Source organism: Myxococcaceae bacterium JPH2, assembly GCA_016458225.1.
Classification (GTDB): domain Bacteria; phylum Myxococcota; class Myxococcia; order Myxococcales; family Myxococcaceae; genus Citreicoccus.
Genome location: JAEMGR010000010.1, coordinates 422633 through 446036, shown reverse-complemented (window position 1 = coordinate 446036; position 23404 = coordinate 422633). Strand labels below are relative to the sequence as shown.

The following is a 23404-nucleotide window of genomic DNA, read 5'->3' as shown; positions in this document are numbered from 1 at the left end:
CCCCATGCGAACCTTCCCGCGCCTCGCGCTCCTGTTCACCGCGCTGCCCGCGCTCGCGCTCGCTCAGGTCTCGAGCGGCGAACAACCCGTGCCCGCGCCGGGCCCCGAGTCGGCCATTCCGCCGGAGCCCGTCAACGCGAGCCCCCAGCCCGAGCCGCCGCGCGCGCCTCGGGAGCGCCCGCCCCCGGTCACGCCCGCGATGCAGCACTCGCCGGTGCGCGCCATCGAGGCCTCGGCGCCCGCGCCCGATGCGCCCGTGGCCGTGCCGACCCCCGCTCCTCCTCCTGCGGCCGCGGATGACACGCCCGACCTCTCCTCGGAGGGGCCTCGCACCACGGACGCGGCGCAGCAGCGCCTGGTCAATGGCGCGCCGCTCTACGACCCCAACGTCAACGTCCACATCGTCCAGAAGAAGCGCTTCGCCGACGAGGGCCACCACGAGGTCGTGCTGTATCCGGCAGTGGTGCAACTCAATGGCAAGTACACCAACCACGTGGGGACGGCGCTGCACTACGTCTACCACCTGCAAGAGAACTTCGGCGTCCAGGTGGCGGGCCAGTACAACTGGTACTCGGACGAGAGCCACTTCAACCTGGAGTTGATCGACAAGGTGCGCGAGCAGGCGCAGGCGGCCTCGTCGCTCTTGCTGCAGTGGGGCGTGCAGGCCGGCGTGGAGGTGACGCCGCTGTACGGCAAGTTCGCCTTCCTCAACAACTCGCTGGCGCAGTTCAGCGTGGTGCTGAGCGGCGGCGCGGGCCTGGGCGCCACGCGCCACCTCATCCGTCCGGCGGTGGCCAACGAGGTGGATGGCCAGACGTTCCAGGTGCCCGCGCGCTACGGCGACACGGGCACCAAGTTCCTGGGCTCGGTGGGTGGGGGCTTCCGGCTCCAGTTCGGCGAGTCGTACTCCATCCGCATGGAGGTCCGCGATCTGCTCTACACGGCGCGCGTGGACAAGGTGGATGGCTGCTCGCTGTCGGACTTCGAGGCGATGGAGACCGCGCGCTCGGGCAACCTGCCCTTCTCCGACTTGAAGCTGAGCGGTGGCTGCAAGGTGGAGAAGTTCGACGGCGTGGATCCGAAGACGAAGAAGAACTACCGCGAGGACATCATCCTGGGCCGAGACCTCGTCGCCGAGCCGTCCTCGGACGTCCTCAACAACGTCAGCTTCTATGCTGGCTTCTCCATCCTCTTCTGAGGCCCGGCGCACGACCGAGGGAAAGAACGCCATGTCCCGACTGCTCCGCCTCCTGGCTGTCCTGGCGCCGCTCGCGGCCTCCGCGCAGCAGGACGTCTCCGGGTACAACCGCGCGCTCGCGGCCTTCAACGCGGGTGACCTGGACACCGCCGCGCCCCTCTTCCTTCGCTTGTCGGAAGGGGATGCGCCCCCGGACGTGAAGGCCCGCTCCGAGTACTACCTGGCGCAGTCCTTCGCGAAGAAGGACCTGCCCGTGGCGGCCTTCATCACCTACGCGAACATCGTCAACGCGGGCCCCAGGCACCCCTCGTACCTCAAGGCCATCGAGGGGCTGGTGGACATGCAGCAGCGGTTGGATGAGCAGAACCTCATCCCCAGCATCCTCAACCAGGCCTACACCGACGAGGTGCGCGACCAATGGGTGACGCTGCCCAAGGAGGTGCTCGCGCGCATCAACTACCTGGTGGGCACGGTGAGCCAGCGTCGCATGCGCTTCGAGGAGGCTCGCGCGCTGTTGGAGGCGGTGCCGCGCGACAGCCGGGTGTACGCGAAGGCGCGCTACCTGCTGGGCATCGTGCTGGCGGATCCGCGCTTCCCGGGGCGCCCGGGGGAGACTCAGGCGCTCGACAAGGAGGCCATCTCCGCGTTCAACGACGTGCTGGCCGCCAAGGAGCCCCAGGTGGAGCTGCCCGAGACGCGCCAGCTCGCGATGCTGTCGCTCGGGCGCGTGCTGTATCGCCGCGGTGAGTATGCCCGCGCGGAGCAGGCCTACGAGATGGTTCCTCGCTATGCGCGCTTCTGGGATCAGGCCTTGTTCGAGAACGGCTTCGCGCGCTTCCAGAACGAGGACTTCGGCGGTGCGCTCGGCAGCCTCCAGGCCCTGCACGCGCCGCAGTTCGAGGGCGCCTTCCAGCCCGAGTCGTGGATCCTCAAGGCGACCGTCTATTACTACTCGTGCCTGTATGACGAGGTGAAGACGACGCTGGCGTCCTTCGACGCGCACTACGGTCCCATGGCCAAGCAACTGGAGCCGTTCACCCGCGACGACGTCACGCTGGTGCAGGCCTTCAACCTGGTGGCCTCGGAGAACCGCCGGCTGCCGCGCCCCGTCTACTTGTGGATCCGCAACAACGAGCGGATCCGCGAGGTTCAGCGGATGCTCGAGCGCGTGGACGCGGAGAAGCGCGAGCTGACCGAGGGCCCATGGCGAGGCACGGCGCTGGCGACGCAGACCGTGGCGTCCTTGGAGGATGTGCGCGGCACGTTGCTCCAGGTGGGAGGCACCCTGGCGCGCAGTCGACTGCACGAGGCCTACGACAACCTGCGCACCTTCTCCGACCAGGCGGAGATCATCCGCGTGCAGACGGCGCTGGATGAGAAGGACCTGTTCCAGGCGGGGGTGGACCAGCGGGCGCTGCTCGCGCGTCAGTCGCTGTACCGTCCGAAGATGCCGGGCGAGGCGTGGAACTACTGGAAGTTCCAGGGCGAGTTCTGGATCGACGAGATTGGCTACTACCAGTACACGCTCAAGCGAGGCTGTCCCGCGAAGAAAGCGGAGCGCTGAGCGCGCGCCCGCGCCACTTCTCATTCGAGGGGGGCGCGTCTACTTTCTGTCGTCCCTGGCCCGTGGGGCCGCGCGGCCTTCGCGCCAGGGCAGGTGACTCGGCGGGAGCTCGCATGAAGGTGGTGCTGCGTTTCGGTGCGCTGGCGGTGGGGGTCGCGCTGGCGACAGGGGCGGGGGCGGAGGCGGCGCAGTCCCGGAAGGCCGCGACGAAGCCGGGGCGGGCGTCCGCGACGAAGCCTCAGGCCGCGGCCCCTCACAAGGACAGCGCGGGCAAGGACGACGCGAAGAAGGCCGAGGCTCCTCCGCCGGGCGTGGCGCCCGAGGACGTGCGCAGCGGCCCGGCGCGCGTGAGGCCCGCGACGGCGAAGTTCGCGGAAGTGCCGCGCATCGACGATGCCAAGAAGGACGCGCTGGCGGACAAGAAGCGCGACGAGGCCATCGAGGGCTTCAAGCGCCTCATCCCCAAGCTCCAGGACGGCAGCACGCAGAAGGCGGAGCTGCTGTATCGCCTGTCGGAGCTGTACTGGGAGAAGTCGAAGTACCTCTACCGGCTGGAGATGAACCAGTTCCTCTCCGCGGAGAAGGCGTACGACGCGGCCGTGGCGCGGGGCGAGAAGGTGGAGGCGCCTCGGCAGGACCATCGTGAGAGCGAGCGCTATCGCGCGGACACGATGCGCATCTACGAGGACATCCTCCGCGACTACCCGAACTATCCGCAGCGCGACGAGGTCCTCTTCTCCCTGGGCTACAACCTCTACGAGCTGGGCCGACGCGACGACGCCGTGGCTCGCTACGAGGAGCTCATCCGCGACTTCCCCAAGTCGCAGTTCGTGCCGGACACGTACATCCAGCTCGGCAATCACTACTTCGAGGCGAACAAGTTGGACCCTGCCCGGGCCAACTTCGAGAAGGCGCGCGCCTCCGGGGTCCCGAAGATCTTCGCCTACGCCATCTACAAGCTGGCGTGGTGTGACTACAACACGCCGGGCGGCTACGAGGCGGGGCTCAAGAAGCTCCACGACGTCGTGGACTACGCGCAGAAGCATGGCGCGGAGTTGAGCGATCTGCGCACCGAGGCGCTCAACGACCTGACGGTCTTCTACGTCCAGTTGGATCAGCCCGAGGCCGCGCTCGCGTACTTCAAGGCGAAGGCGCCACCGCAGCGGCAGAGTCGGCTGCTCGCGAAGACGGCCGCGGGACTCGTGGACGCGGGCCACTTCGACAGCGCCATCACCATGTACCGCACGCTCATCGACGACGCGCCGATGGGTTCCAACGCCCCCGAGTATCAGCAGGCCATCGTCCGTGCCTTCGAGGGACTTCGTCAGCGCCAGCAGGTCCGCAAGGAGATGAAGCGGATGGTGGAGCTGTACCGCCCCGGTGCGCCCTGGTGGAGCGCCAACGCGGGACAGACGCCCGTGCTGCGCAATGCCTTCAACGTCACCGAAGAGGCGATGCGGGTGATGGTGACGGAGTACCACCAGGAGGCGCAGAAGACGCGCCAGGTGGAGACGTACCGGCTCGCGCGCGACATCTACAAGCAATACGTGGACGCGTTCGCCTCCAGCGACAATCCGGACTTCGTCGCGGACTCGGCGTTCAACCTGCGATTCTTCTACGCGGAGATCCTCTGGGCGCTCGAGGAGTGGGAGGCCGCCGCCGCCGAGTACGACGCCGTGGTGGCATTCAAGATTCCGGACCGCGACACCGCGCGCGAAGTCTCGAACGAGGCCTACCGCAAGAGCGCCGCGTACAACGCGGTGCTCGCCTACGACAAGCTGGTGAAGATCGAGCGCGGACAGTTGTCGCGCAGCGACCTCAAGGATGGGCAGAAGGTCGACGAGAAGAAGGACAAGGGAGACGTCGCTCGGCAGAAGCTGGTGAAGCGCGACGCGCGCGAGCAGCAGGAGGAGGAGCTCACCCGGTTCGAGTCCCACCTCGTCGCCGCTTGCGACGTGTACAACAAGCTGTATCCAGACAACCCGGATGAGATCGACCTGCGCTACCAGGCCGCGGTCATCCTCTACGACCGCGCGCACTTCGTGGATGCCGCGCGGCGCTTCGGGGAGATCATCGACAAGTTCCCGGAGGAGCGGCGCTCGCGCGACGCGGCCGACCTCACGATGTACGTGTTGGAGAGCCGCCAGGAGTGGTTCGAGCTGAACACGCTGTCGCGCAAGTTCCTGTCGAACAAGAAGCTGTCCAAGCCCGGCACGGACTTCACCGGTCGCGTCGCGCGCGTGGTGGAGGGCAGCCAGTACAAGTGGGTCGACGAGATCGTCTACAAAAAGGAGAAGAACCCGGCCAAGGCCGCTGAGGAGTTCCTTCGCTTCGTCTCGGAGTTTCCTCACTCGGAGAACGCCGACCGCGCGCTCACCTACGTGATGGTCATCGCGCAGGAAGCGGGCGAGATGGACAAGGGCATCACCGCCGGCGAGCGCTTCCTCAAGGAGTACCCGGGCAGTCCCTTCACCCTGAAGGCGCGCTACACGCTGTCCGGCCTCTACGAAAAGGTGGCCGAGTTCCGCAAGGCCGCGATCATGTCCGAGGCCTTCGTCGCCGAGTACGACGCGGCCATGGCGGAGCGCGACTCGAGCCACAAGGCGAAGGAGTCCAAGCACAAGGGCAAGGCTCCTGCGGCGAAGAAAGAGGAGCCCGCGAGCACCACGCCTCCGGAGTCCGCCGAGTCGCGCGCGCGCCATGCTTCCGAGCGCGCCACCTTGGTGGACGAGGCCGGGGCCTGGGTGGCCGACGCGCTGTTCAACACCGGGGTGTGGTGGGACGGCGTGGGGGATTCGCAGAAGGCAGTGGCAGCGTGGTCCGCGTACATCCGTCGCTTCGGGGACCGCAAGGACGTGCCCCAGGTCTCGTTCGCCATCGGGCTCGTCTGGGAGAAGGAGAAGAAGTGGGCCGATGCGGCGCGCGCCTTCAACCTCTTCATCGAGGACTATGGGCGGGATGCTCGCACCGCCTCGGGGCAGCCTTATCTGGCGCGCTACCGCGAGCTGCTCGCGTACCAGAAGCAGCGTGACTACCGCGGCATGGAGCGGGCCGAGGACGACCTGCTGCGCACGTGGGGCCGGCTGCCTGAAGCGCTGCGGAAGAACACCGCGCTGCTCAATGCATACGGCCATGCCCGGTTCCTCACGCTGGAGTCGCTGTGGCGGCGCTACACGGACATCCGCTTCACGCGCGTGAGCACCATCCGCCGAGACCTCGCGGCCAAGCAGCGGGAGATGGCGCGTCTGGAGAAGGAGTACGCGGCGGTGCTCGCCACGGGCTCTGGCGAGTGGGGCATCGCGGCGCTCACCCGCATCGGGCTCGCGTACGCGGACTTCGCTCGCAACATCATGGAGTCGCCGGATCCGCCGGGCCTCGATGAGGATCAGCTCTCCATGTACCGCGGTGAGCTGGAGAACCTGGCCCTGCCGCTGGAGGACAAGGCCTCCGAGGCCCTGGAGAAGGGCTTGGACAAGGCCTACGAGCTGGGCCTCTACAGCGAGTGGACGCTGGCGGCCCAGGAGCAGCTCAATCGCTACAAGCCCGGGGTCTACGCCGCGGTGAGGCCCGTGACGTATCGCGGCAGCGGTGAGTCATTCGCCAGCACGGATGTGGCGCGCGTGCTGACCGGTCCTGCCAGCGCTGCCACCACGCCCGCGGAGCCAGCTCCGGCCGCCACGCCTCCGCAGAACCCACCCGCCCAACCCCCGACGCCCGAAGCGGGCAAGGCGCCCGCGCCCACCGCGTCGAATGAGGAGGTGCACCCGTGAGCGCCCCGTCGCCGTTCGTGGCTCCTCGCGCGTGGGGATGGCGCTCGCGCTGGTTCGTGTTGGGCCTGTCGTGTGGCGCGCTGGCGTGTGCCACGGCGAAGCCCGCGGTGGTGACTCCGCCCACGCCGCCCGTCGTCGCCGCGCCTCCGCCACCGCCTCCGGAGAAGACCGCGGACGCGTTGTTCGCCGAGGCGCTCGCGGCGTACGAGGCGGGCGACCTCGACACCGCGCGCGCGGGCTTCGAGAAGGCGCTGGCCAAGGCGCCTCAGGCCCTCAACGCCCAGTTCAATCTGGGCGTCATCGCGCAGCGCCAGGGGCGCATGGATGACGCGCGCGCGGCCTATGAGAAGGCGCTCTTCCTGGATCCCGCGCACACGCCCTCGGTGCTCAACCTCGGGGGACTGGAGCGCCAGCAGGGGCGGTTGGACGAGGCCATCGCGCTCTACGTGCGCGCGCTCAAGACGCCGAAGCACGAGGACACCGTGGTGGTGCTCGACGCGCTCACCGCCGCGTACACGCAGGCCAAGAAGTTCGACCTGGCGGAGGCCACCGCGCGCCGTGTGCTGTCGCGACACAAGGACCACCCCGAGGCCTACAAGAACCTCGCGCTCATCGCCTACGAGCGCGGCCAGTTCCGCCTCGCGGAGCTGCTCCTGCTCGACGCGCGCAAGGGCGCCGACAAGGATCCGGCCATCGCGAACACGCTGGGCATGGTGTACCTGAAGCTCGATGACCGGGCCCGGGCCCTGGCTCAGTTCCAGCGAGCCGTCTCGCTCGACGCGAAGTTCGTCCCGGGCTTCCTCAACCTGGGCGCGCTGGCGCTCAGCTACCGCGACTATGCGGGCGCCGAGCGGGCGTTCTCGCGGGCGCTGGAGCTGGAGCCGAACGCGCAAGAGGCGCAGATCTACCTGGCCTATGCGTTGGATGGGCAGAAGGGCAGGGATCCGAAGAAGGGACTCGCGGCCGGCGAAGCCTTCGAGCGGGTGCTCGCGCAGCGCCCGGATCAACCCGAGGCGCTCTGCGGCGCGGGCTGGGCCTACGCGTCCGAGCGCACGGGGTGGCAGAAGGCCATCGCGTTCCTGGAGCGCTGTCAGGGATTGCCGTCCACGTCCGCGCAGGATCAACAGCTCATCCAGGCGAAGACGCAGGGCCTGCGCAACATGATGAAGTCGACCGCGCAGACCGCGCCCGCACCCGAGGGGGCCCATCCGGAGAAGAAGCCAGGACCTCCGGCCACGGGTGGGGGCGGCTCGGTGTTGGAGCACCTGCCTCAGGACCCGGCCGCGGAGCCCGCTCCCGGTGGGGCAGGGGGGCCAGCGGGTGATGCGCCCGAGACTCCCCCCGCTCCCGCGCAGGCGCCGGCCCCGGGGAAGTGACGGTGGGGGGAAGTTTTTTCCTACCTCCAGGCCCCCTCGTGGAAGCTGGCGAGCGGCGGCCTTAGATTCAGGGGGCTTGGAGCTGGTGCGCGCCCTGCAAGAAGCGGCGGGGGCCTCGGGCCCGACCCGCTGTCTCAGGCAATGGAGTGACAGGAGGCTGCAATGAAGCGACTGGCAGCGGGAGTGTTGGGAACCGTGCTGTTCGCTCTTCCCGTGGCCGCGCAGGAGCGCGGCAAGGATGAGGTGAAGGTCATCCAGGAGGAGGACCGGACGGTCTACCGGAAGAAGACGGTCATCGACTTCACGGACGTCGCGGTGGAGGGCGAGCTCACCAAGCCGGAGGGCTCCTATCTGCTCAATCGCAAGCAGACCGACTTCCAAAGCCTCATCAAGGTCCGGGAGAACTTCGATCCCGAGATGCAGAAGTCCGCGGACAACCTCTAGCGGGTGAATGAACGGGCGGGCGTTTTTCGGGCGGAAGGGAAGAAGGAAGATTCCTCATGGCGGCGGCGAAGAAGAACGGCGTGACGCTTCGAATCACCGGACCGGACGGCTCCATCCAGGAGGCCGTGCTGGAGGCGGACAGCGTCATCGTGGGGTCGGGCGCCCAGGCGGCGGTGAAGATTCAGGACCCTCGGGTCTCCAACCTGCACGTGATGCTCAAGGTGGATGCCGATGGCTCGGTGGTCGCCATCGACCTGGGCAGCGAGAGCGGTACGCAGGTGCGCGGCGAGCGCCTCCTCATCCCCACACCGCTCAAGCCCGGCGATGTGCTGGCCGTGGGCGGCTCGCGCGTCGAGGTCTTCTTTGGTGAGCCCGCGCGGCCCATTCCTCCCGCGGGCGCGCAGGTGGCGGGCACCGCGTTCCAAGGGTCGGTGACGCAGCGCCCGTCCTCTTCCGCCATGGCCGAGGTGGTGCCACCCGCGCGCGTGCAGGCCGTGGGCGCGCAAGTCACGGGGGGAGGCGGCGGGAATCGCGCCGCGGTGAGCGCGGGGTTGGGTGGGGCCGGGACGGTGTCGCGCTCGTCACCTCCCGCGCCCATGTTCGACGCGCCGCCTCCGCCGCTGCCGCGGAGTCGCCCTGAGCCCCACGCGGTTCGCCGGGATGTGACACCGCGCGCGGCTCGTCCTCCCGCGCACCTTCAGGAGCCGCTGCCCGCCGAGGCACAGCCCACGGCCGATGCGCACCTGCTCCAGGTCGCGCTGCTGTGGGGCGACACGCTGCTCGAGGTCCGGCACTTCCGAGACGGCGTGCCGGTCACCGTGGGTGAGGGCTCACGCAATGCCTTCCTCGCTCCGGTGCCGGGCGTGGGCGCCCGTCATGTCCTCGCGGTGGCGCGCGGGGGCACGCTGGAGTTGCGGACTCCGCCAGGCGCGGGCGTCATCGTCACGAGCCAAGGGGATGTGCGCACCAAGGACGGGCTGCGCGCGGCGGGACAGCTCGCGAGCGCGGCGGCGGACGCGGCGCAGGTGTACACGCTCGGGTTGCATGACCGGGCGGAGGTGGCGGTGGGCGCGCTGACGTTCGTGCTCCGGCAGGTTCGTCCCTCGGCGGCCATCGAAGCGCCCGCGCTGTCCGATCGTGACTTCGCCTTCTTCAAGATCACCGTCATGTGCCTGATGGTCGCGGGGGCGATGCTGGCCGCGCTGACGCTGACGCCGCGCACGGAGTCGCGCTCGGCGGATGACATCTTCGAGTCCCAGCAGCGGGTGGCGAAGTTCCTCATCGCGCCGGAGAAGAAGGTGGAGATGAAGAAGCTCCAGCTTCAGGGCGTGGAAGAAGGCGCCAAGTCGAAGGACGAAGAGGGCAAGTTCGGCAAGGAGGAGGCCAAGAAGGCCGAGGCCGATCCCTCGAAGCCTGGGACGCCCGTGGTGGACCGAAGCAAGAAAGAGAAGGACCGGCAGGTGGTGGGCAAGGTCGGTCTGCTGGGCGCGTTCAAGGGCCTGAAGGGCGGCGCGTCGGACGTGTTCGGTCCGGGCGGCCTGGGCACGGGCATCAACAACGCGCTGGGTGGGCTCAAGGGCGGCGCGGGAATGGGTGACGCGCAGGGCGTGGGCGGCATGGGCACGCGCGGCACCGGCAAGGGCGGCGGCGGCACGGCGCTGGGCATCGGGGGCGTGGGAACCCAGGGGGATGGGCGCGGCGCGGGTGGCTCGGGCGGCATCGACCTGGGCGGGCGCGGCAAGAGCGTCACCCGCGTCATCCCTGGCAAGACGACGGTGGTGGGCGGCCTGGACAAGGACGTCATCGCCAAGGTCATCCGGCGCCACCAGGGGGAGATCAAGTACTGCTACGAGTCCGAGCTGAACAAGAACCCGAGCCTCGCGGGCAAGGTGGCGGTGGCCTTCACCATCGACCCGACGGGCGCGGTGGCGGATGCGTCCGTCTCCGAGTCGACGCTGGGCAGCACCTCGGCGGAGAACTGCATGCTGGCGCGCATCCGTCGCTGGAAGTTCCCCGAGCCCAAGGGCGGCGGCGTGGTGTCGGTGACGTACCCCTGGCTGTTCTCGCCCGCGGGCACGGATGCCGGTGGCGGGGGCGAGGGCTGAACACCTCCGTTCGTCGCGAGTGGCGGGGACGCAACGCACCTCGCCGGTTTCGCCCTGGGCCGACATTGCCGAGTGGCCCGGGGCATCACTAACGTCTCGCGCTGCTTCCGGAGGATTCGGGAGGGCTCGTTAGACGGGAGGCCCTGTGAAGAAGTCCTTGCTGTTGGCCGCGCTCGCGCTGTCCGTCCCCGCCCTGGCGGAAACGCCTCCCGAGGGTGTGGAGTTCAAGCCGCGCCGTGGCTTCTTCACCGAGACGGATGTCGGCGTCTTCTTCACCGTGGGCGGCGAGAACTCCTATTCGAACGCCCAGTCGTACCTGCAGCTCGGCATTGGCTACGACTTGACCGAGCGCCTGTCGTTGGGCGCGCACTTCGGCTTGGGCTCGTCCGCCGCGAACTGCTTCGCCGGCTTCTTGCCGAACTCCGACATCTGCTCGCTGTCGGACAACTTCACCGTGACGTTTGGCGACCTGACCGCCGCGTACCATCTGCGGCTGGCCAATCGCTTCTACCTGACGCCGAAGATCGCCGCGGGCTACACGCGGTTGGATCCATCTCCTGTGGACTCGGATGGTGGAGATCCCGGCCGCGCCACCAATGCCTTCAACGCGGGCGCGGGGGTGGGCTTGGAGTATGCGACGTCGTTCGACCACTTCTCCGTGGGCGCGGACCTGATGGGTCGCTACATCTTCGGGCCGAACATCATGACGTTCGCCGTGTTCCCTCGCGTGAAGTACACGTTCTGAGGTCCGCGCTGCTCACGCGCGCGAGGCGTGGTGACGGTAGCTCTCCAGCGTGTCTCGGAGGGCCTGCTCCAGGGGCGTGTACGTGAAGTCCGGGACGCGCCGCTTCAAGGTCGCGTCATCGAGCAGCAGGGTGTTCTCGAAGAGGTAGCGCATCTCCACCACCTCGCGAGCCATGCCGTTGAAGAGCCCGCCCAATCGGATCAGCCACCACGGCAGCCGGCGCACGCGCGCGGGGACTCCGGCCACACGCGCAACCGCTTCCAGGAAATCGCGGGACGTGGGCGTGACGAAGCCACGCACGTGCACGACGTCGAACGCGGGGCCATCCGTCAGGCCCATCAGCGCGACGGTGGCTCGGGCCACATCGGGCACATAGGCCATCTCGTGCGCTCGAGAGGGGTCCGTGAGCGTGAGCAAGGGCTTACGCGCGAGCGCGTTCAGGAACATCGGATCCACGCCGCCGTTGCGCACGGTGGGGCCGAAGTAGTCATTGGCTCGGACGACGAGGACGCGCACGTCGCCCGTTTGCGTGGCGTCTCGCAGTGCGTGCTCCATGCGCATCCGCAGCTGTCCCTTGTGCGTGATGGGGCCCTCGGGATGGGCCTCCGAGAGTGGGACGTCGTAGCGCGGGGCCAGGTTGTACACGTTGCCCGCGAAGACGATGGTCGCGCGCTGGGCTCGCGCGGCGGCGATGACGTTCGTGGTGACGCGCTCCATGACCGTGTCCCATTCGGGGTAGGGCACGTTGATGGCATGGACGAGGTGGCTGCATCCCTCCGCGGCGCGCGACACATCCGCGGCCTGGAGCGCGTCACCGACTCGCAGCTCCACGCGGGGGGCGTCCTCGCCCAGCGCTCGACGGGCCCGCGCTTCGTCGCGCACGAGCGCTCGCACCCTTGCTCCCGCGGCGATGAGGGCTCGCGTCACGGCGAGGCCAAAGCCTCCCGTGGCTCCGAGGACGAGGATGGGACGCGTGAAGGCAGAGGCAGGCATGGGGAGGCTCCAGGAGCGAGGAAGTCCGCTGCCCGAAACCTACGAAGCGAGCGGCTTCGGGGCAGTGATGGCTCCGGACAAAGGATTGACCCGTGCGGCCACGGCCCTCGTGGCGAGGGGCTCCCTGCGCGCGCGAGGGTGGCGCGGGGCGATATAACCGGGGACGTGAGTCACCTCGTCTCTCTCCGCGTCCTGCGCCCTGTGTTGGAGGCCTCGCGTGCCGTGGGGATGGCTCCCGCTGAGCTCGCGCTGCTTGACGGTGCCCCCGTGGAGTCGCCGGACTCGGTGCACGTGGCGGTGGAGCGCTACCTGGAGCTGTGGGAGGAGGTGGCGCGCCGGGCACCTCGGCCGCTGTTCCATCTGGACGTTGCCCGCATGGGCGGTCGCGAGCACTTTGGCGTGCTGGGCTTCGCGTGCGCGGTGAGCCCGGACCTGGACGAGGCCTTCGCGCGCCTGGGTCGCTTCTGTCGCCTGTGCACGAGCGCGTGGACGTGGGAGCGAGGGCAGGTGGACGACCTCGTGGCGTTGGAGCTCGCGTGGCACACGGCGCCGCAGGGCGGAGACTCGGTGGCGGTGGAGCACCTGCTCATGGAGTGCCTGCACACGGGCCAGCTCATCGCGGGGCAGCCGTGGTGGCCCGTGGAGGTCCACCTCACGCACGCCGGGCCCGCGGACACGACGGCACACGCGGCCGCGTTCGGCGCACCGGTGCGCTTCGGTCGAGAGCGCAACGCGCTGCTGGTTCGCCCCGAGGTGGCGCGGTGGAAGCTCGCGCAGGCGGATCCATACTTCCTGGCCTTCTTCGAGCGCCAGGCCGAGGCCCTGCTCGCGAAGGCTCCTCGTCCCGAGTCGACGGGGGCGCACGTGCGGCGCCTGCTGGTGGAGGACTTCCGGGGCGGCCTGCCGAGCCTGGGCAGCGTGGCGACGCGCCTGGCCCTCTCGGAGCGCACGCTGCGCCGGAGGCTCCAGGACGAGGGCACCCAATTCCAGCAGCTCGTGGAAGAGGTCCGCGAGGCACTGGCGCGCCGCTACCTGGGCGAGGCGCGCCTGTCCGTGGGCGAGGTGGCCTTCCTGCTGGGCTTCAGCGAGCCGAGCGCCTTCCACCGCGCCTTCAAGCGATGGACCGGGGAGACCCCGGTGAGCTTCCGGCGGCGGCAGGACGCCTCGCACGCCTGAGGAAACACGAAGGGCCGCCCCCTGTGAAAGGAGCGGCCCCGGGAGGTCACAACGAAGGCGGGTGACTACCCGTTCTCGTTGCGCTCCTCGCGCTTGCGGTCGCGCTCGGCGCGGTAGCGCTCACCATTGGCGAGTGCCTTCTTGCGCATGCGCACGGACTTGGGCGTCACCTCGACGAGCTCGTCGTCGGCGATCCACTCCAGGGCCTTCTCCAGGCCCATCTCGCGGGGCGGGACGAGGATGACGTTCTCGTCGCGGCCAGCGGCGCGGATGTTGGTGAGCTTCTTCTCGCGGCACGCGTTGACGTTCAGCTCGGACGGGTGCGAGTGCTCGCCGATGATCATGCCCTCGTAGACCGTGGTGCCTTCGGCGACGAAGAGCTGGCCGCGCTCCTGGATGCTGAACAGCGCGTAGGGCACGGTGTCGCCCAGGCGGTCCGAGACGATGGCGCCGTTGGCGCGCTTGGGGATGTGGCCGAACCACGGCTCGAAGCCGTCGAACTGGCTGCTCATGATGCCCTCACCTCGGGTGATGGTGAGGAACTCCGAGCGGAACCCGATGAGGCCGCGCGCGGGGATGCGGAACTGGAGGCGGGTGCGGCCCGAGCCCAGCTGCGCCATGTCCGTCATGCGGCCCTTGCGGGGCCCCAGGCGCTCCGTCACGGAGCCGACGCTGTTCTCCGGCACGTCGCAGAAGAGCAGCTCCATCGGCTCGTGGAGCACGCCGTCGATGGTCTTGGTGATGGGCTCGGGGTTGGACGCCGTGAGCTCATATCCCTCGCGGCGCATGTTCTCGATGATGACGGCGAGCGCGAGTTCACCACGGCCCACGACCTTGAACGCGTCCGGCGTCGCGGTGTCCTCCACGCGCACGGCCACGTTGCGGTAGGCCTCGCGGTAGAGGCGCTCACGCAGGTTGCGCGAGGTGACGAACTTGCCTTCCTTGCCGGCCAGGGGTCCGTCGTTGACCTTGAAGATCATCATCATCGTGGGCTCATCCACGGTGATGCGGGGCAGGGCCACCGGCTTCTCGGCGTCCGCGATGGTGTCGCCAATGGACACCGCCTCGATGCCGGCGATGGAGACGATTTCACCCGGACCCGCGTCCGGAATCTCCACGCGCTTCAGGCCGGAGAAGCCGTACAGCTTGACGATCTTCCCCTGCTCGACCTTGCCGCCCTCGCGCATGACGGAGACGGGCATGTTGGCCGCGAGCCGGCCGGCCTGGACGCGGCCCACCGCGAGGCGGCCCACGTAGTCGTCGTAGTCCAGGTTGGCCACGAGCAGCTGCAGCGACGGCTCGGTGGACATCGGCGGGGGCGGGATGTGCCGGATGATGGCGTCGTACAGCGGCTCCAGCGTCTTGCCGGGGACCTCGAGCTCCGTGGACGCCTGACCCTGGCGCGCGACGGTGTAGAGGACGGGCATCTCGAGCTGCTGCTCGTCCGCGCCCAGGTCGATGTAGAGCGAGTAGACGAGGTCGAGCACGTCCTTGGCGCGAGCGTCCTGGCGGTCGATCTTGTTGATGACCAGCACCGTCTTGAGGCCCATGGCCAGGGCCTTGCTCAGCACGAAGCGCGTCTGGGGCAGGGGACCTTCGGCCGCGTCCACCAGCAGGATGACGCCATCGACCAGGCGCAGACCGCGCTCCACCTCGCCACCGAAGTCGGCGTGGCCCGGGGTGTCGATGATGTTGATCTGCATCCCCTTGTAGGAGACCGCGGTGTTCTTCGCGAGAATGGTGATGCCCTTCTCGCGCTCGAGGTCGTTCGAGTCCATCACCCGTTCGGCGACGACCTCGTTGCTACGGAAGGTGCCCGCCTGGCGGAGCAGGTGGTCGACGAGCGTGGTCTTGCCATGGTCGACGTGGGCGACGATGGCGACATTGCGGATGTTTTCGCGAGGAATCATACGAACCGAACTGGAAGATGGAGGTGCGATGGGGCCACCCAGGACGGGTGCTCCCGAACCTCACCGGAACCCGGAAGGCCGGCGCTTATATGCCGCGAGGGACTCCCCTGCAATGAACGCGGGTGCTTGCCCCGCAACCGACCGGGCCGAAGGTGGGCATTCCAGTGAGAACGGCACGGGGAGGCCCGATGTTCCCCGCCCGAGGACCCACCTCCCGGAAGGATGGGCCTCGTTACCGTCCCGGTACAGTCCCCGTGGCCCGGCCGTCGACGGGCGGACAGGCCGTCCCGAGGGACAGGCGCTCGCGGAGGAAGCGCTCGATGCGCTGCTCGACCCTCCCCGGAGCCTCCAGGGGGGTGGTGTGGGTGCCCTCGGGGACGAGCATCAGCTCGGCATCCGGCACCCGGGCGGCCAGCCGCCGGGACAGCCACCCGGGGGTGAAGCGGTCCCGCTCCCCGGCGATGACCAGGGTGGGGACGTCCACGTGGGGCAGGTGGTCCCACGCGCTGTGGGCGGCCAGCGAGTCCAGCGTCCGCACGAAGACGACCGGATCCATGTTCGCCAGGTGGGCGAAGTAGGGCGACAGGTCATTGCGTGAGATGAGGTCGCGGTTCATCTCCAGCTGGATGGCGACCTGCACGGCCACCTCGGTGCTGAGCACCCCGCGCACGAGCTGGGCGGCGCGCCGAGGGAATCGCTCCACCACGCGCCGCAAGGTGGGGAAGGCGCGCTTGAGCAGGGTGGAGTCGTGGAAGGTATCCAGCGGGTTGCCGTAGCTGCCGCACAAGAGGGCGAGTCCCCGCACGCGGTCGGCGTGGCGCCGGTGGAACTCCAGCGCCACCTGGACCCCCATGGAGTGGCCGAAGACGACGGCGCGCTCCAGGCCCGCCGCGTCCATCACCCGGGCGAGGTCGTCGCACGTGTACAGCATGCCGATGCGGCCACGGTCAGCGGGGAGGCCGGAGCGGCCGTGGCCCCGGTAGTGCCAGCGGACCACGCGGTGTCTGCGCGCCAGGTACGGCAGCAGGTACTTCCACGCGAAGCCGTCACAGCCCAGGCCGTCGCAGAGCACCATCCCCGGCTCGCCCTCGCCCATCACCTGGAAGTACAGGTCCGCGCCATCGGGTACGCGGAGGAAGTCCTGATGGAAGTAGGGCGGCGTGGCGCTCATTCCTCGTCCGGTTCGTCCAGGTCGTCCGGCAGGCCCTTGTTGAGACCGTAGCGGGCGATCTTCAAGATGAGGTTGGAGCGGCTGATGCCCAGCTCTCGCGCCAGGCGGCTCTTGTTGTTGCGCGTGCGCACGAGCCCCTGGTGGATCATCTCGCGCTCCAGGGCCTCCACCGCTTCATGCAGCTTGCCGTGTGCCCGAGGCGCCACGAAGGGACCGCCGCCTGGGACGACCGCGTCGCGGATCCGGCTGGAGAGCAGGTCGCCGGGGATGGTGTCCTGGTCTCCGCCCAGCACCAGCAGCCGCTCAATCTCATTCTCCAGCTCGCGGATGTTCCCCGGCCAGGTGTACGCGCCGAGGATGCCCAGCGCGTCCGGGGCCAGGCCGCGCGCCTGCTGGCCCGGGCGGTGGTGCTTGCGCAGGAAGTGGTCGATGAGGACGGGCAGGTCGTCGCGGCGCTCGCGCAGCGGGGGGAGCTGCAGCCGGATGACGTTGATCCGGTAGAAGAGGTCCTCGCGGAACTCGCCGCGCTTGACCAGCTCGCCCAGGTCCTTGTGCGTGGCGGCGATGACGCGCACGTCGACCTCCTTGAGCTGGGTGCCTCCCACGGGCAGGAAGGTACCTTCTTGGAGGACTCGGAGGAGCTTGACCTGGAGGGCGGGGGACATGTCGCCCACTTCATCCAGGAAGAAGGTGCCGCCGTCGGCCACCTCGAAGAGGCCCTTCTTCTCCCGCAGCGCGCCGGTGAAGGCGCCGCGCGTGTGGCCGAACAGCGCGCTCTCCAGTAGGTTGTCGTTGAACGCGGAGCAGTTCTGCACGACGAACGTCTTGTCCTGCCGCGGCCCGTTGTGATGGATGGCCCGGGCCACCAGCTCCTTGCCGGTGCCGGACTCGCCGTTGATGAGGACGGTGGAGTCCGAGTGGGCCACCTTCTCCATCAACCGGAAGACCTCCATCATCGGCCCCGAGCGCCCGATGATCTGCTCGAAGCGGAACCGGTCGCTCAGCTCTGCCGAGAGCGAGGGAACGGACTGCTCCTGGCGGGCCAGCTCGCTCACCACGAACTCGAGCAGGTCGGCCAGCTTGCGCTGCTCCGAGGCATCCAGCACCGGGACACGCGCTTCGGCGCCCGTCCGCTCCATGGGCGTGCCCAGCCGCGCGCGGGCGAACTCGGCGTCCGATGGGCCCAGCGGCTGGCGCGCGAAGCCCTCCACGAAGAGGAAGCCCTCGTAGTCCTGCCCGATGTAGAGCGGCGCTCCTACGATGCAGAAGTTGAGGTGACAGTCGTGGAAGAGGGCGCGGCGCTGCGCCTTGCTGGCCTTGAACTTCTCGTGGAGCACGCGCACCGACTGGCCACAGCGCCGCAACCCCTCCTTCGAGGAGAGCGAGTGGCGGCAGAAGTCATTGGGCGGAGCGAGAGGCTCCGCGCGCTGCCAGTCCTGCACGCCGCCATGCTTGTCCGCGAAGGTGACCTCGAGCTGCCACCACTTGCGGATGACATCCCTCAGCATGACAATGGTGTGCAGGTTCTGGTGCTTCTCGAAGTCCATTCGGGCCGCACGTATCCCACGACCGCGCGCTGTCCGCACCCCTCTGCCCCTTGAGCACACCACCCCACATTCCCGGCAATGCAGGGAAGTCTCCGGAGGCGTCGGGCTCCGGGCACGAGCACAGCCACTCGCATTCCCATCACGGGCATGACCATTCGCACGGGCACAGCCATGCGCATGGGCATGGTGGCGGGCCGCGCCGCGGGGGCCTGGCGGAGGAGCGGCGCAAGGATCGGCGCCGGCTCGTGTTCGCGCTGGTGCTGACGGCGACCATCATGGTGGCCGAGGCGGTGGGTGGTTACCTGACGCACTCGCTGGCGCTGATGTCCGATGCCGGCCACATGCTGACGGACGTGTCCGCGCTGGTGCTGAGCCTGCTGGCGCTGTGGTTCGCGGGCCGTCCGGCGGACGTGAAGAAGACCTACGGCTACTACCGGATGGAGATCCTCAGCGCGCTGCTCAACGGCGTGCTGCTCCTGGGCATCACGGTGGTCATCCTCAAGGAGGCCTGGGAGCGCTTCAACACGCCCACGCCCGTGACGCTCGGGCCCATGGCCGTGGTGGCGGCGGTGGGCCTGGTGGCCAACCTCGCGGCGCTCGGCTTCCTGCATCAGACGCACTCGATGAACGTGCGCGGCGCATTCCTTCACGTGCTTGGGGACACGCTGTCCTCGGTGGGCGTGTTGATTGGCGCCGGCATCATGGCGCTCACCGGCTGGTACGCGGTGGATCCGCTCATCTCCGTCGTCATCTCGCTCGTCATCGTCGTGGGCGCGGTGCGGCTGGTGAAGGACGCGGTGGACGTGCTGCTGGAGGCCGTGCCGTCGCACGTGGACCTGTCCCAGATTCGCGAGTTGATGCTCAAGGTCAACGGCGTGCAGGCGGTGCATGACCTCCACGTGTGGACCATCTCCAGCGGGATGTACGCGCTGTCCGCGCACCTGGTCGTGCTGGACCCCATGGTCTGCAACAACGATGAGATCCTCTCCGCGGTGAAGCACGACCTGTTCGATCGCTTCGGCATCGACCACACCACCATCCAGATCGAGAGCGAGACGTACGCTCACCTGGGTGAGGTCCACTGACGGATCCGCCTCATGGCCTCCTCCGACTGGCGCTGGAGGGGGATGCCCTTCCGGCCAGGAATGGAGTGGGGGAGGTGACGCTCGCGGACGCTTCGCCTTGCACAATGCGCTGCGGGCGGATGATTCTCGGCGCCTCATGAGCGTGCTGGACAAGGTGCTGTCGTTGCGTCCGGGAAACGCGGTGGCACGGGTGGGCTCCGGCTCACGCGTGCCCCTGCTCAACCCGCGCGAGTTGATCCGGGCGTTGGCGTCCGTCCCCGTCGCGCTGCCGTGCCTCCCGGTGCAGGCCAAGGGCGCGTTGCCGGGCCTGCTGGCCGCGGCTCGGGCCGAGGACTCCGTGCTGGGGCTGGCGTGTCCGCACCCGCTCGCGGATCGAGGCGCGGCCGACCGCTTCGTGGCGGCGGTGCACGAGACCGCCTCCGAGGCAGGGCATGCCCGGCCTCTCTTCCTCCAGGCGGGCCCCATCCGCGTGACGGCGACCGACGCCGCGGCCCTGTCGAGCCTCCAAGAGGGCCTCTTCCGCGTCGTGGATGCGGGCTTCGCGCTCGTGTCGTTGGACCTGTCGCGGCTCGACTCCTACGTGGCCATCGAGGCGGTGAACGCGCTGGCGGGCCCGCTGTTGGAGCGGGAGCTGTCCCTGGAGCTGACGCCGCCGGCCGGCGCGGACGCCCTGGAGAGCTGCCAGACGCTGCTGGAGGGCCTGCGGCAGTGGAAGGTCCCGGTGCGCTTCGTGCGGCTCTCTGAGTCCGCGCTGGGGGGCGCCGAGCCGGATGTCGCGATGGTGCGGCGCCTGGTGGAGCTGGCCGCCAGCCACGACTCGCGTGTGACGGTGGGCGACGTCTCCGCAGGCATTCCTCGGGCTCTGCCGACGTATGTCGCGGCCGGGGTGGCCAAGGTGGACTGCGTGGGGCCCTTCCAACGGCTGGCGCTCGGCGCGTGGCCTCCGGAGGTCCGTGACGGCGTGGAGGCGAAGGCCCTCGCGGCCGGACTGCCGGCGGGCGAGCTGCTCAGCGTGCTGGAGGAGCAACTGCCCGCCCTGGAGCCCGCGGCCCGCGAGAAGCTGGAGGCGCTGTCCTTCGCCGAGGCGACCGAGGCGATGGCCGCGCTCGGCGCGACGCGCAGCGGTGGGCTGTCCATGACGTTCCTGGCGAACGACCGCGGCGACTGAGCTAGAAGGGCGCCATGCGCATCGTGGCGGGCACGGCCCGGGGACGCTCGTTGGCGGGCCCCAAGGCGACATCGCAGCACATCCGCCCCACGGCGGACCGGGTCCGGGAGACCCTCTTCAACATGCTGGGCCAGTTCCTGGACGGCCAGCGCGTGCTGGACCTGTACGCGGGGACGGGCGCGCTCGGGCTGGAGGCGCTCTCTCGGGGCGCGGGCCACCTGGTGATGGTGGATCAGGACCGCGAGGCCCAGGCGCTGTGCCGGCAGAACGCGGAGCACCTGGGCTTCACCGCCCAGACGACGCTGCTGGCGCAGCCGGTGAATCGGGCGCTGGAGACGTTGGCGCGACAGGGCGAGCGCTTCGACATCGTCTTCGCGGACCCGCCCTATGCGGCGCGGGTGGTGGAGTCCGTGCTGGAGAGCGTGGCGAAGGTGGTGGCGCCCGGCGGCACGGTCGTGGTGGAGCACGACAAGCGCGAGGCGGCGCCCGAGTCCCACGCGGGGCTCACGCAGGAAGATCAACGGCGGTTCGGGGACACGCTGGTGACCTTCTACCGGGCGCCGGCCGAGTCCCCGTCGACCATTGCTTGACCGACTTCCGGGGGCGTCCGAGACTCCGGGCCACATGCCGGTCGCCATCTATCCTGGTTCGTTCGATCCGCTCACCAACGGGCACCTGAGCCTCATTCAGCGCAGCCTGAAGATGTTCGATCGGCTCATCGTGGCCATCGCGGTGAACCCGAAGAAGACGCCGCTGTTCTCGCAGGAGGAGCGGCGCGAGCTGATCCTCGATGCGGTCAAGGACAGCCGGGTGGAAGTGGACTCGTTCCACGGGCTGCTCGTGGACTACGTGCGCAGCCGCAACGTGGGCGTCATCGTTCGCGGGCTGCGGGCGGTGTCGGACTTCGAATACGAGTTTCAGCTCGCGAACATGAACCGCAAGCTGGCGCCCAACGTGGAGACCGTCTTCATGATGACGGGCGAGGACTACTTCTACATCTCCTCGCAGCTGGTGCGCGAAGTGGCGTCCTTCGGCGGTGACGTGTCCGGACTGGTTCCCGACAACGTGAATGCGCGCCTGAAGGCGAAGTTTGCCGGCAAGACGTAACGCACCACGAACGCTTGTCCGGCCCATCGCTCCGCGCTAGGCACGGGGCATGAAACTCGCTCGCCGGCTCCAGGCCATCAAGCCGTCCGCCACCCTCGCGCTGAATGCCCGTGCCAAGGCCCTGGCGGCCCAAGGCGTGGACGTGGTCGTGCTGGCGGCGGGCGAGCCGGACTTCGACACGCCGGACTTCGTGAAGCAGGCCGCCATCGACGCGTTGAAGGGCGGCTTCACCAAGTACACCGCCACGTCCGGCATCCCCGAGCTGCGCGAGGCCATCCGCCAGAAGCTGGAGAAGGACAACGCGCTGAAGTTCGCGGCGGATCAGATCCTGGTGACCGCGGGCGGCAAGCAGGGCCTCTACAACACCTTCCAGGCGCTGCTGGACGAGGGCGACGAGGTCATCGTCTTCGCCCCCTACTGGGTGAGCTACCCGGACATGGTGCACCTGGCGGGCGGGCGCCCCGTCATCATCCCCACGCGAGAGGAAGACGGCTTCGCGCCGGACCCCGAGGCCATCCGCCGCGCGCTCACGCCGCGCACGCGCGCCATCATCCTCAATAGCCCGGCGAACCCCACGGGCGCCGTCTACTCGCGCGCCACGCTGGAGCGCATCGCGGACGCCGTGCGCGGCCATGACTGCCTCATCGTCAGCGACGACATGTACGAGAAGCTCTTGTACGAGGGCCAGTTCCTCAACCTGGGCAACGTGGCGCCGGACCTCATTCCGCGGCTGGTGGTGTCCAACGGCCTGAGCAAGTCGTACGCGATGACGGGCTGGCGCATCGGCTACGTGGCGGGGCCCAAGCCGCTCATCGCCGCCATGACGATGGTGCAGGACCAGTCCACCTCCAACGCCTCGTCCATCGCGCAGAAGGCGGCGGTGGCCGCGCTCCAGGGGCCTTCGGACACCATCTCCGCCATGGTGGCCGAGTACAAGGCCCGGCGAGACCTGTTCGTCCAGGGGCTCAACGCGCTCGATGGCGTGCGCTGCCGGATGCCCGAGGGCGCCTTCTACGCCCTGGCGGACGTGCGCGGCCTGGCTCAGCGTCGCTACAAGGGCGCGCCGGTGGGCGACTCGATGCGCATCTCGGAGATCCTCTTGGACGACTTCCGCGTGGCGGCCGTGCCGGGAGATCCGTTCGGCGCGCCGGGCTACGTGCGGATGAGCTTCGTCACCTCGCGCGAGGTGCTGCGCAAGGGGCTCGCGCGGCTGGGCGAGTTCGTCGCTGCGTTGAGCTGAGCGCTCACGAGTAGAGCCGAGCGCTCACGAGTAGCGCTGAGCGCTCACGCTCGGAACGGCTTGCTCAGTCGGTATAGGCGAACGCTCGCCACTGATCGCCGCCGTCCCGGAAGAGGAAGATGGCGGCGTGGCCGGAGAGGTTGCCCACCGCCACCCAGACGTCCTTGGTGTTGCGCAGGTCCAGCCCCAGCCGGGCAGGGGCCTTGCCGTGCTTCTTCTCCATGTCGGCCAGGGTCATCACCTCGATGTCATAGAGGGTGACGAGGTCCGTGCGCTTCAGGCGGATCTGCTTCACCCACGCCTGCACCAGCTCCTCGGGCGTGCCGATGTGCTTGTCCTCGAGCTGGAACGGGTACGTCAGCTCGGCGGCGGCGTTGCGGACATCTCCGCTCAAGAGGCTCTGGAAGAGAAAGCGCGCTTCCTGACGAATCTCTGTCTGGGCGTCGTCCGGCTCCGGCGCTTCACCCGCGGGAGGGGTGGGGACAGGCGGCGGGGGCGGCGGCTCCTTCGCCGCGGCGGTGGGCGCGGCGCGAGGCGCGGCCTCTTTGGGAGTGGCCTCCTTTGGCGCGGATTCCTTCGGCGCAGCGGGGGCCTTGCGCGGTGCCGGCGCGGGGCGCGGCGGCGCGGCGGATTCAGCGGCGGCGGGGCTGGGCGCAGGCGCGGGCTCGGCGGCCACAGGCGTGGGCGCGGTGGGCGCGGCCTCGGGCGCCTGCGCGAAGGCGGGGGAAGCGAGGGAGACGAGCAGGGCCAGGGACCAGCGACGCATGGGACCTCCGAGAGGCGCGGGAGCGTACCAGAGCCCGCC

At 69.2% G+C, this 23404-nt stretch carries 18 protein-coding genes; 13 read left to right on the top strand and 5 right to left on the bottom strand.

The features are described from left to right. The first annotated feature begins 4 nt into the window (after positions 1-4). The 7 genes from JGU66_19240 (at position 5) to cglE (ending at position 11202) form a co-directional block, all read left to right on the top strand. Positions 5-1198, top strand: a complete 1194-nt coding sequence (locus JGU66_19240; GenBank protein ID MBJ6762904.1) for an outer membrane beta-barrel domain-containing protein — start codon at positions 5-7, stop codon at positions 1196-1198. Between the two features lie 31 nt (positions 1199-1229). After that, positions 1230-2762, top strand: a complete 1533-nt coding sequence (locus tag JGU66_19235; protein ID MBJ6762903.1) for a tetratricopeptide repeat protein — start codon at positions 1230-1232, stop codon at positions 2760-2762. A 113-nt stretch (positions 2763-2875) separates the two neighbouring features. Next, positions 2876-6532, top strand: coding sequence for a tetratricopeptide repeat protein (locus JGU66_19230; GenBank protein MBJ6762902.1), 3657 nt, complete (start codon positions 2876-2878; stop codon positions 6530-6532). After that, positions 6529-7908 (top strand): tetratricopeptide repeat protein, encoded by a 1380-nt coding sequence (locus tag JGU66_19225; protein ID MBJ6762901.1) that lies wholly within the window; start codon positions 6529-6531, stop codon positions 7906-7908. Before JGU66_19230 ends, JGU66_19225 begins: the two co-directional genes overlap by 4 nt. 162 nt (positions 7909-8070) lie before the next feature. Then, positions 8071-8352: a hypothetical protein gene (locus tag JGU66_19220; GenBank protein ID MBJ6762900.1), complete on the top strand. Its 282-nt coding sequence runs from the start codon at positions 8071-8073 to the stop codon at positions 8350-8352. Positions 8353-8408: 56 nt separating this feature from the next. Next, positions 8409-10457, top strand: a complete 2049-nt coding sequence (locus JGU66_19215) for a TonB family protein (protein ID MBJ6762899.1) — start codon at positions 8409-8411, stop codon at positions 10455-10457. A 145-nt stretch (positions 10458-10602) separates the two neighbouring features. After that, positions 10603-11202 carry an adventurous gliding motility protein CglE gene (gene cglE / locus JGU66_19210; protein ID MBJ6762898.1) on the top strand — a complete coding sequence of 200 codons (600 nt, stop codon included), beginning with the start codon at positions 10603-10605 and terminating at the stop codon, positions 11200-11202. A 12-nt stretch (positions 11203-11214) separates the two neighbouring features. On the opposite strand, the gene JGU66_19205 is transcribed toward cglE, so the two are convergent. Next, complete coding sequence (locus JGU66_19205) at positions 11215-12195, bottom strand: NAD(P)H-binding protein (GenBank protein MBJ6762897.1); 981 nt, start codon at positions 12193-12195, stop codon at positions 11215-11217. Positions 12196-12423: 228 nt separating this feature from the next. Here JGU66_19205 and JGU66_19200 point away from each other — a divergent pair, with 228 nt between their 5' ends. Continuing rightward, positions 12424-13371 carry an AraC family transcriptional regulator ligand-binding domain-containing protein gene (locus tag JGU66_19200; protein ID MBJ6762896.1) on the top strand — a complete coding sequence of 316 codons (948 nt, stop codon included), beginning with the start codon at positions 12424-12426 and terminating at the stop codon, positions 13369-13371. A gap of 65 nt (positions 13372-13436) precedes the next feature. Here the strand turns inward: JGU66_19200 and typA are convergent, their stop codons facing one another. The 3 genes from typA to JGU66_19185 form a co-directional block, all read right to left on the bottom strand. After that, a complete protein-coding gene (gene typA / locus JGU66_19195) occupies positions 13437-15281 on the bottom strand; it encodes a translational GTPase TypA (protein ID MBJ6762895.1) in 1845 nt (614 codons plus the stop codon). 232 nt (positions 15282-15513) lie between these two features. Next, positions 15514-16452 carry an alpha/beta hydrolase gene (locus tag JGU66_19190; GenBank protein MBJ6762894.1) on the bottom strand — a complete coding sequence of 313 codons (939 nt, stop codon included), beginning with the start codon at positions 16450-16452 and terminating at the stop codon, positions 15514-15516. Beyond that, positions 16449-17999 carry a sigma 54-interacting transcriptional regulator gene (locus JGU66_19185; protein MBJ6762893.1) on the bottom strand — a complete coding sequence of 517 codons (1551 nt, stop codon included), beginning with the start codon at positions 17997-17999 and terminating at the stop codon, positions 16449-16451. Before JGU66_19185 ends, JGU66_19190 begins: the two co-directional genes overlap by 4 nt. A 68-nt stretch (positions 18000-18067) precedes the next feature. On the opposite strand from JGU66_19185, the gene JGU66_19180 reads away from it, so the two are divergent. The 5 genes from JGU66_19180 (at position 18068) to JGU66_19160 (ending at position 22599) form a co-directional block, all read left to right on the top strand. Further along, a complete protein-coding gene (locus tag JGU66_19180; protein MBJ6762892.1) occupies positions 18068-19084 on the top strand; it encodes a cation transporter in 1017 nt (338 codons plus the stop codon). Positions 19085-19220: 136 nt separating this feature from the next. Continuing rightward, a complete protein-coding gene (locus JGU66_19175; GenBank protein MBJ6762891.1) occupies positions 19221-20252 on the top strand; it encodes a hypothetical protein in 1032 nt (343 codons plus the stop codon). A 14-nt stretch (positions 20253-20266) separates the two neighbouring features. Continuing rightward, positions 20267-20842, top strand: coding sequence for a 16S rRNA (guanine(966)-N(2))-methyltransferase RsmD (rsmD, locus tag JGU66_19170; GenBank protein ID MBJ6762890.1), 576 nt, complete (start codon positions 20267-20269; stop codon positions 20840-20842). 34 nt (positions 20843-20876) lie between these two features. After that, on the top strand, positions 20877-21359 hold the full coding sequence (gene coaD, locus JGU66_19165; GenBank protein MBJ6762889.1) for a pantetheine-phosphate adenylyltransferase: 483 nt from the start codon (positions 20877-20879) through the stop codon (positions 21357-21359). Between the two features lie 49 nt (positions 21360-21408). Continuing rightward, on the top strand, positions 21409-22599 hold the full coding sequence (locus JGU66_19160) for a pyridoxal phosphate-dependent aminotransferase (protein ID MBJ6762888.1): 1191 nt from the start codon (positions 21409-21411) through the stop codon (positions 22597-22599). Positions 22600-22663: 64 nt separating this feature from the next. On the opposite strand, the gene JGU66_19155 is transcribed toward JGU66_19160, so the two are convergent. Further along, positions 22664-23365, bottom strand: a complete 702-nt coding sequence (locus JGU66_19155) for a hypothetical protein (GenBank protein MBJ6762887.1) — start codon at positions 23363-23365, stop codon at positions 22664-22666. Positions 23366-23404: the final 39 nt, after the last annotated feature.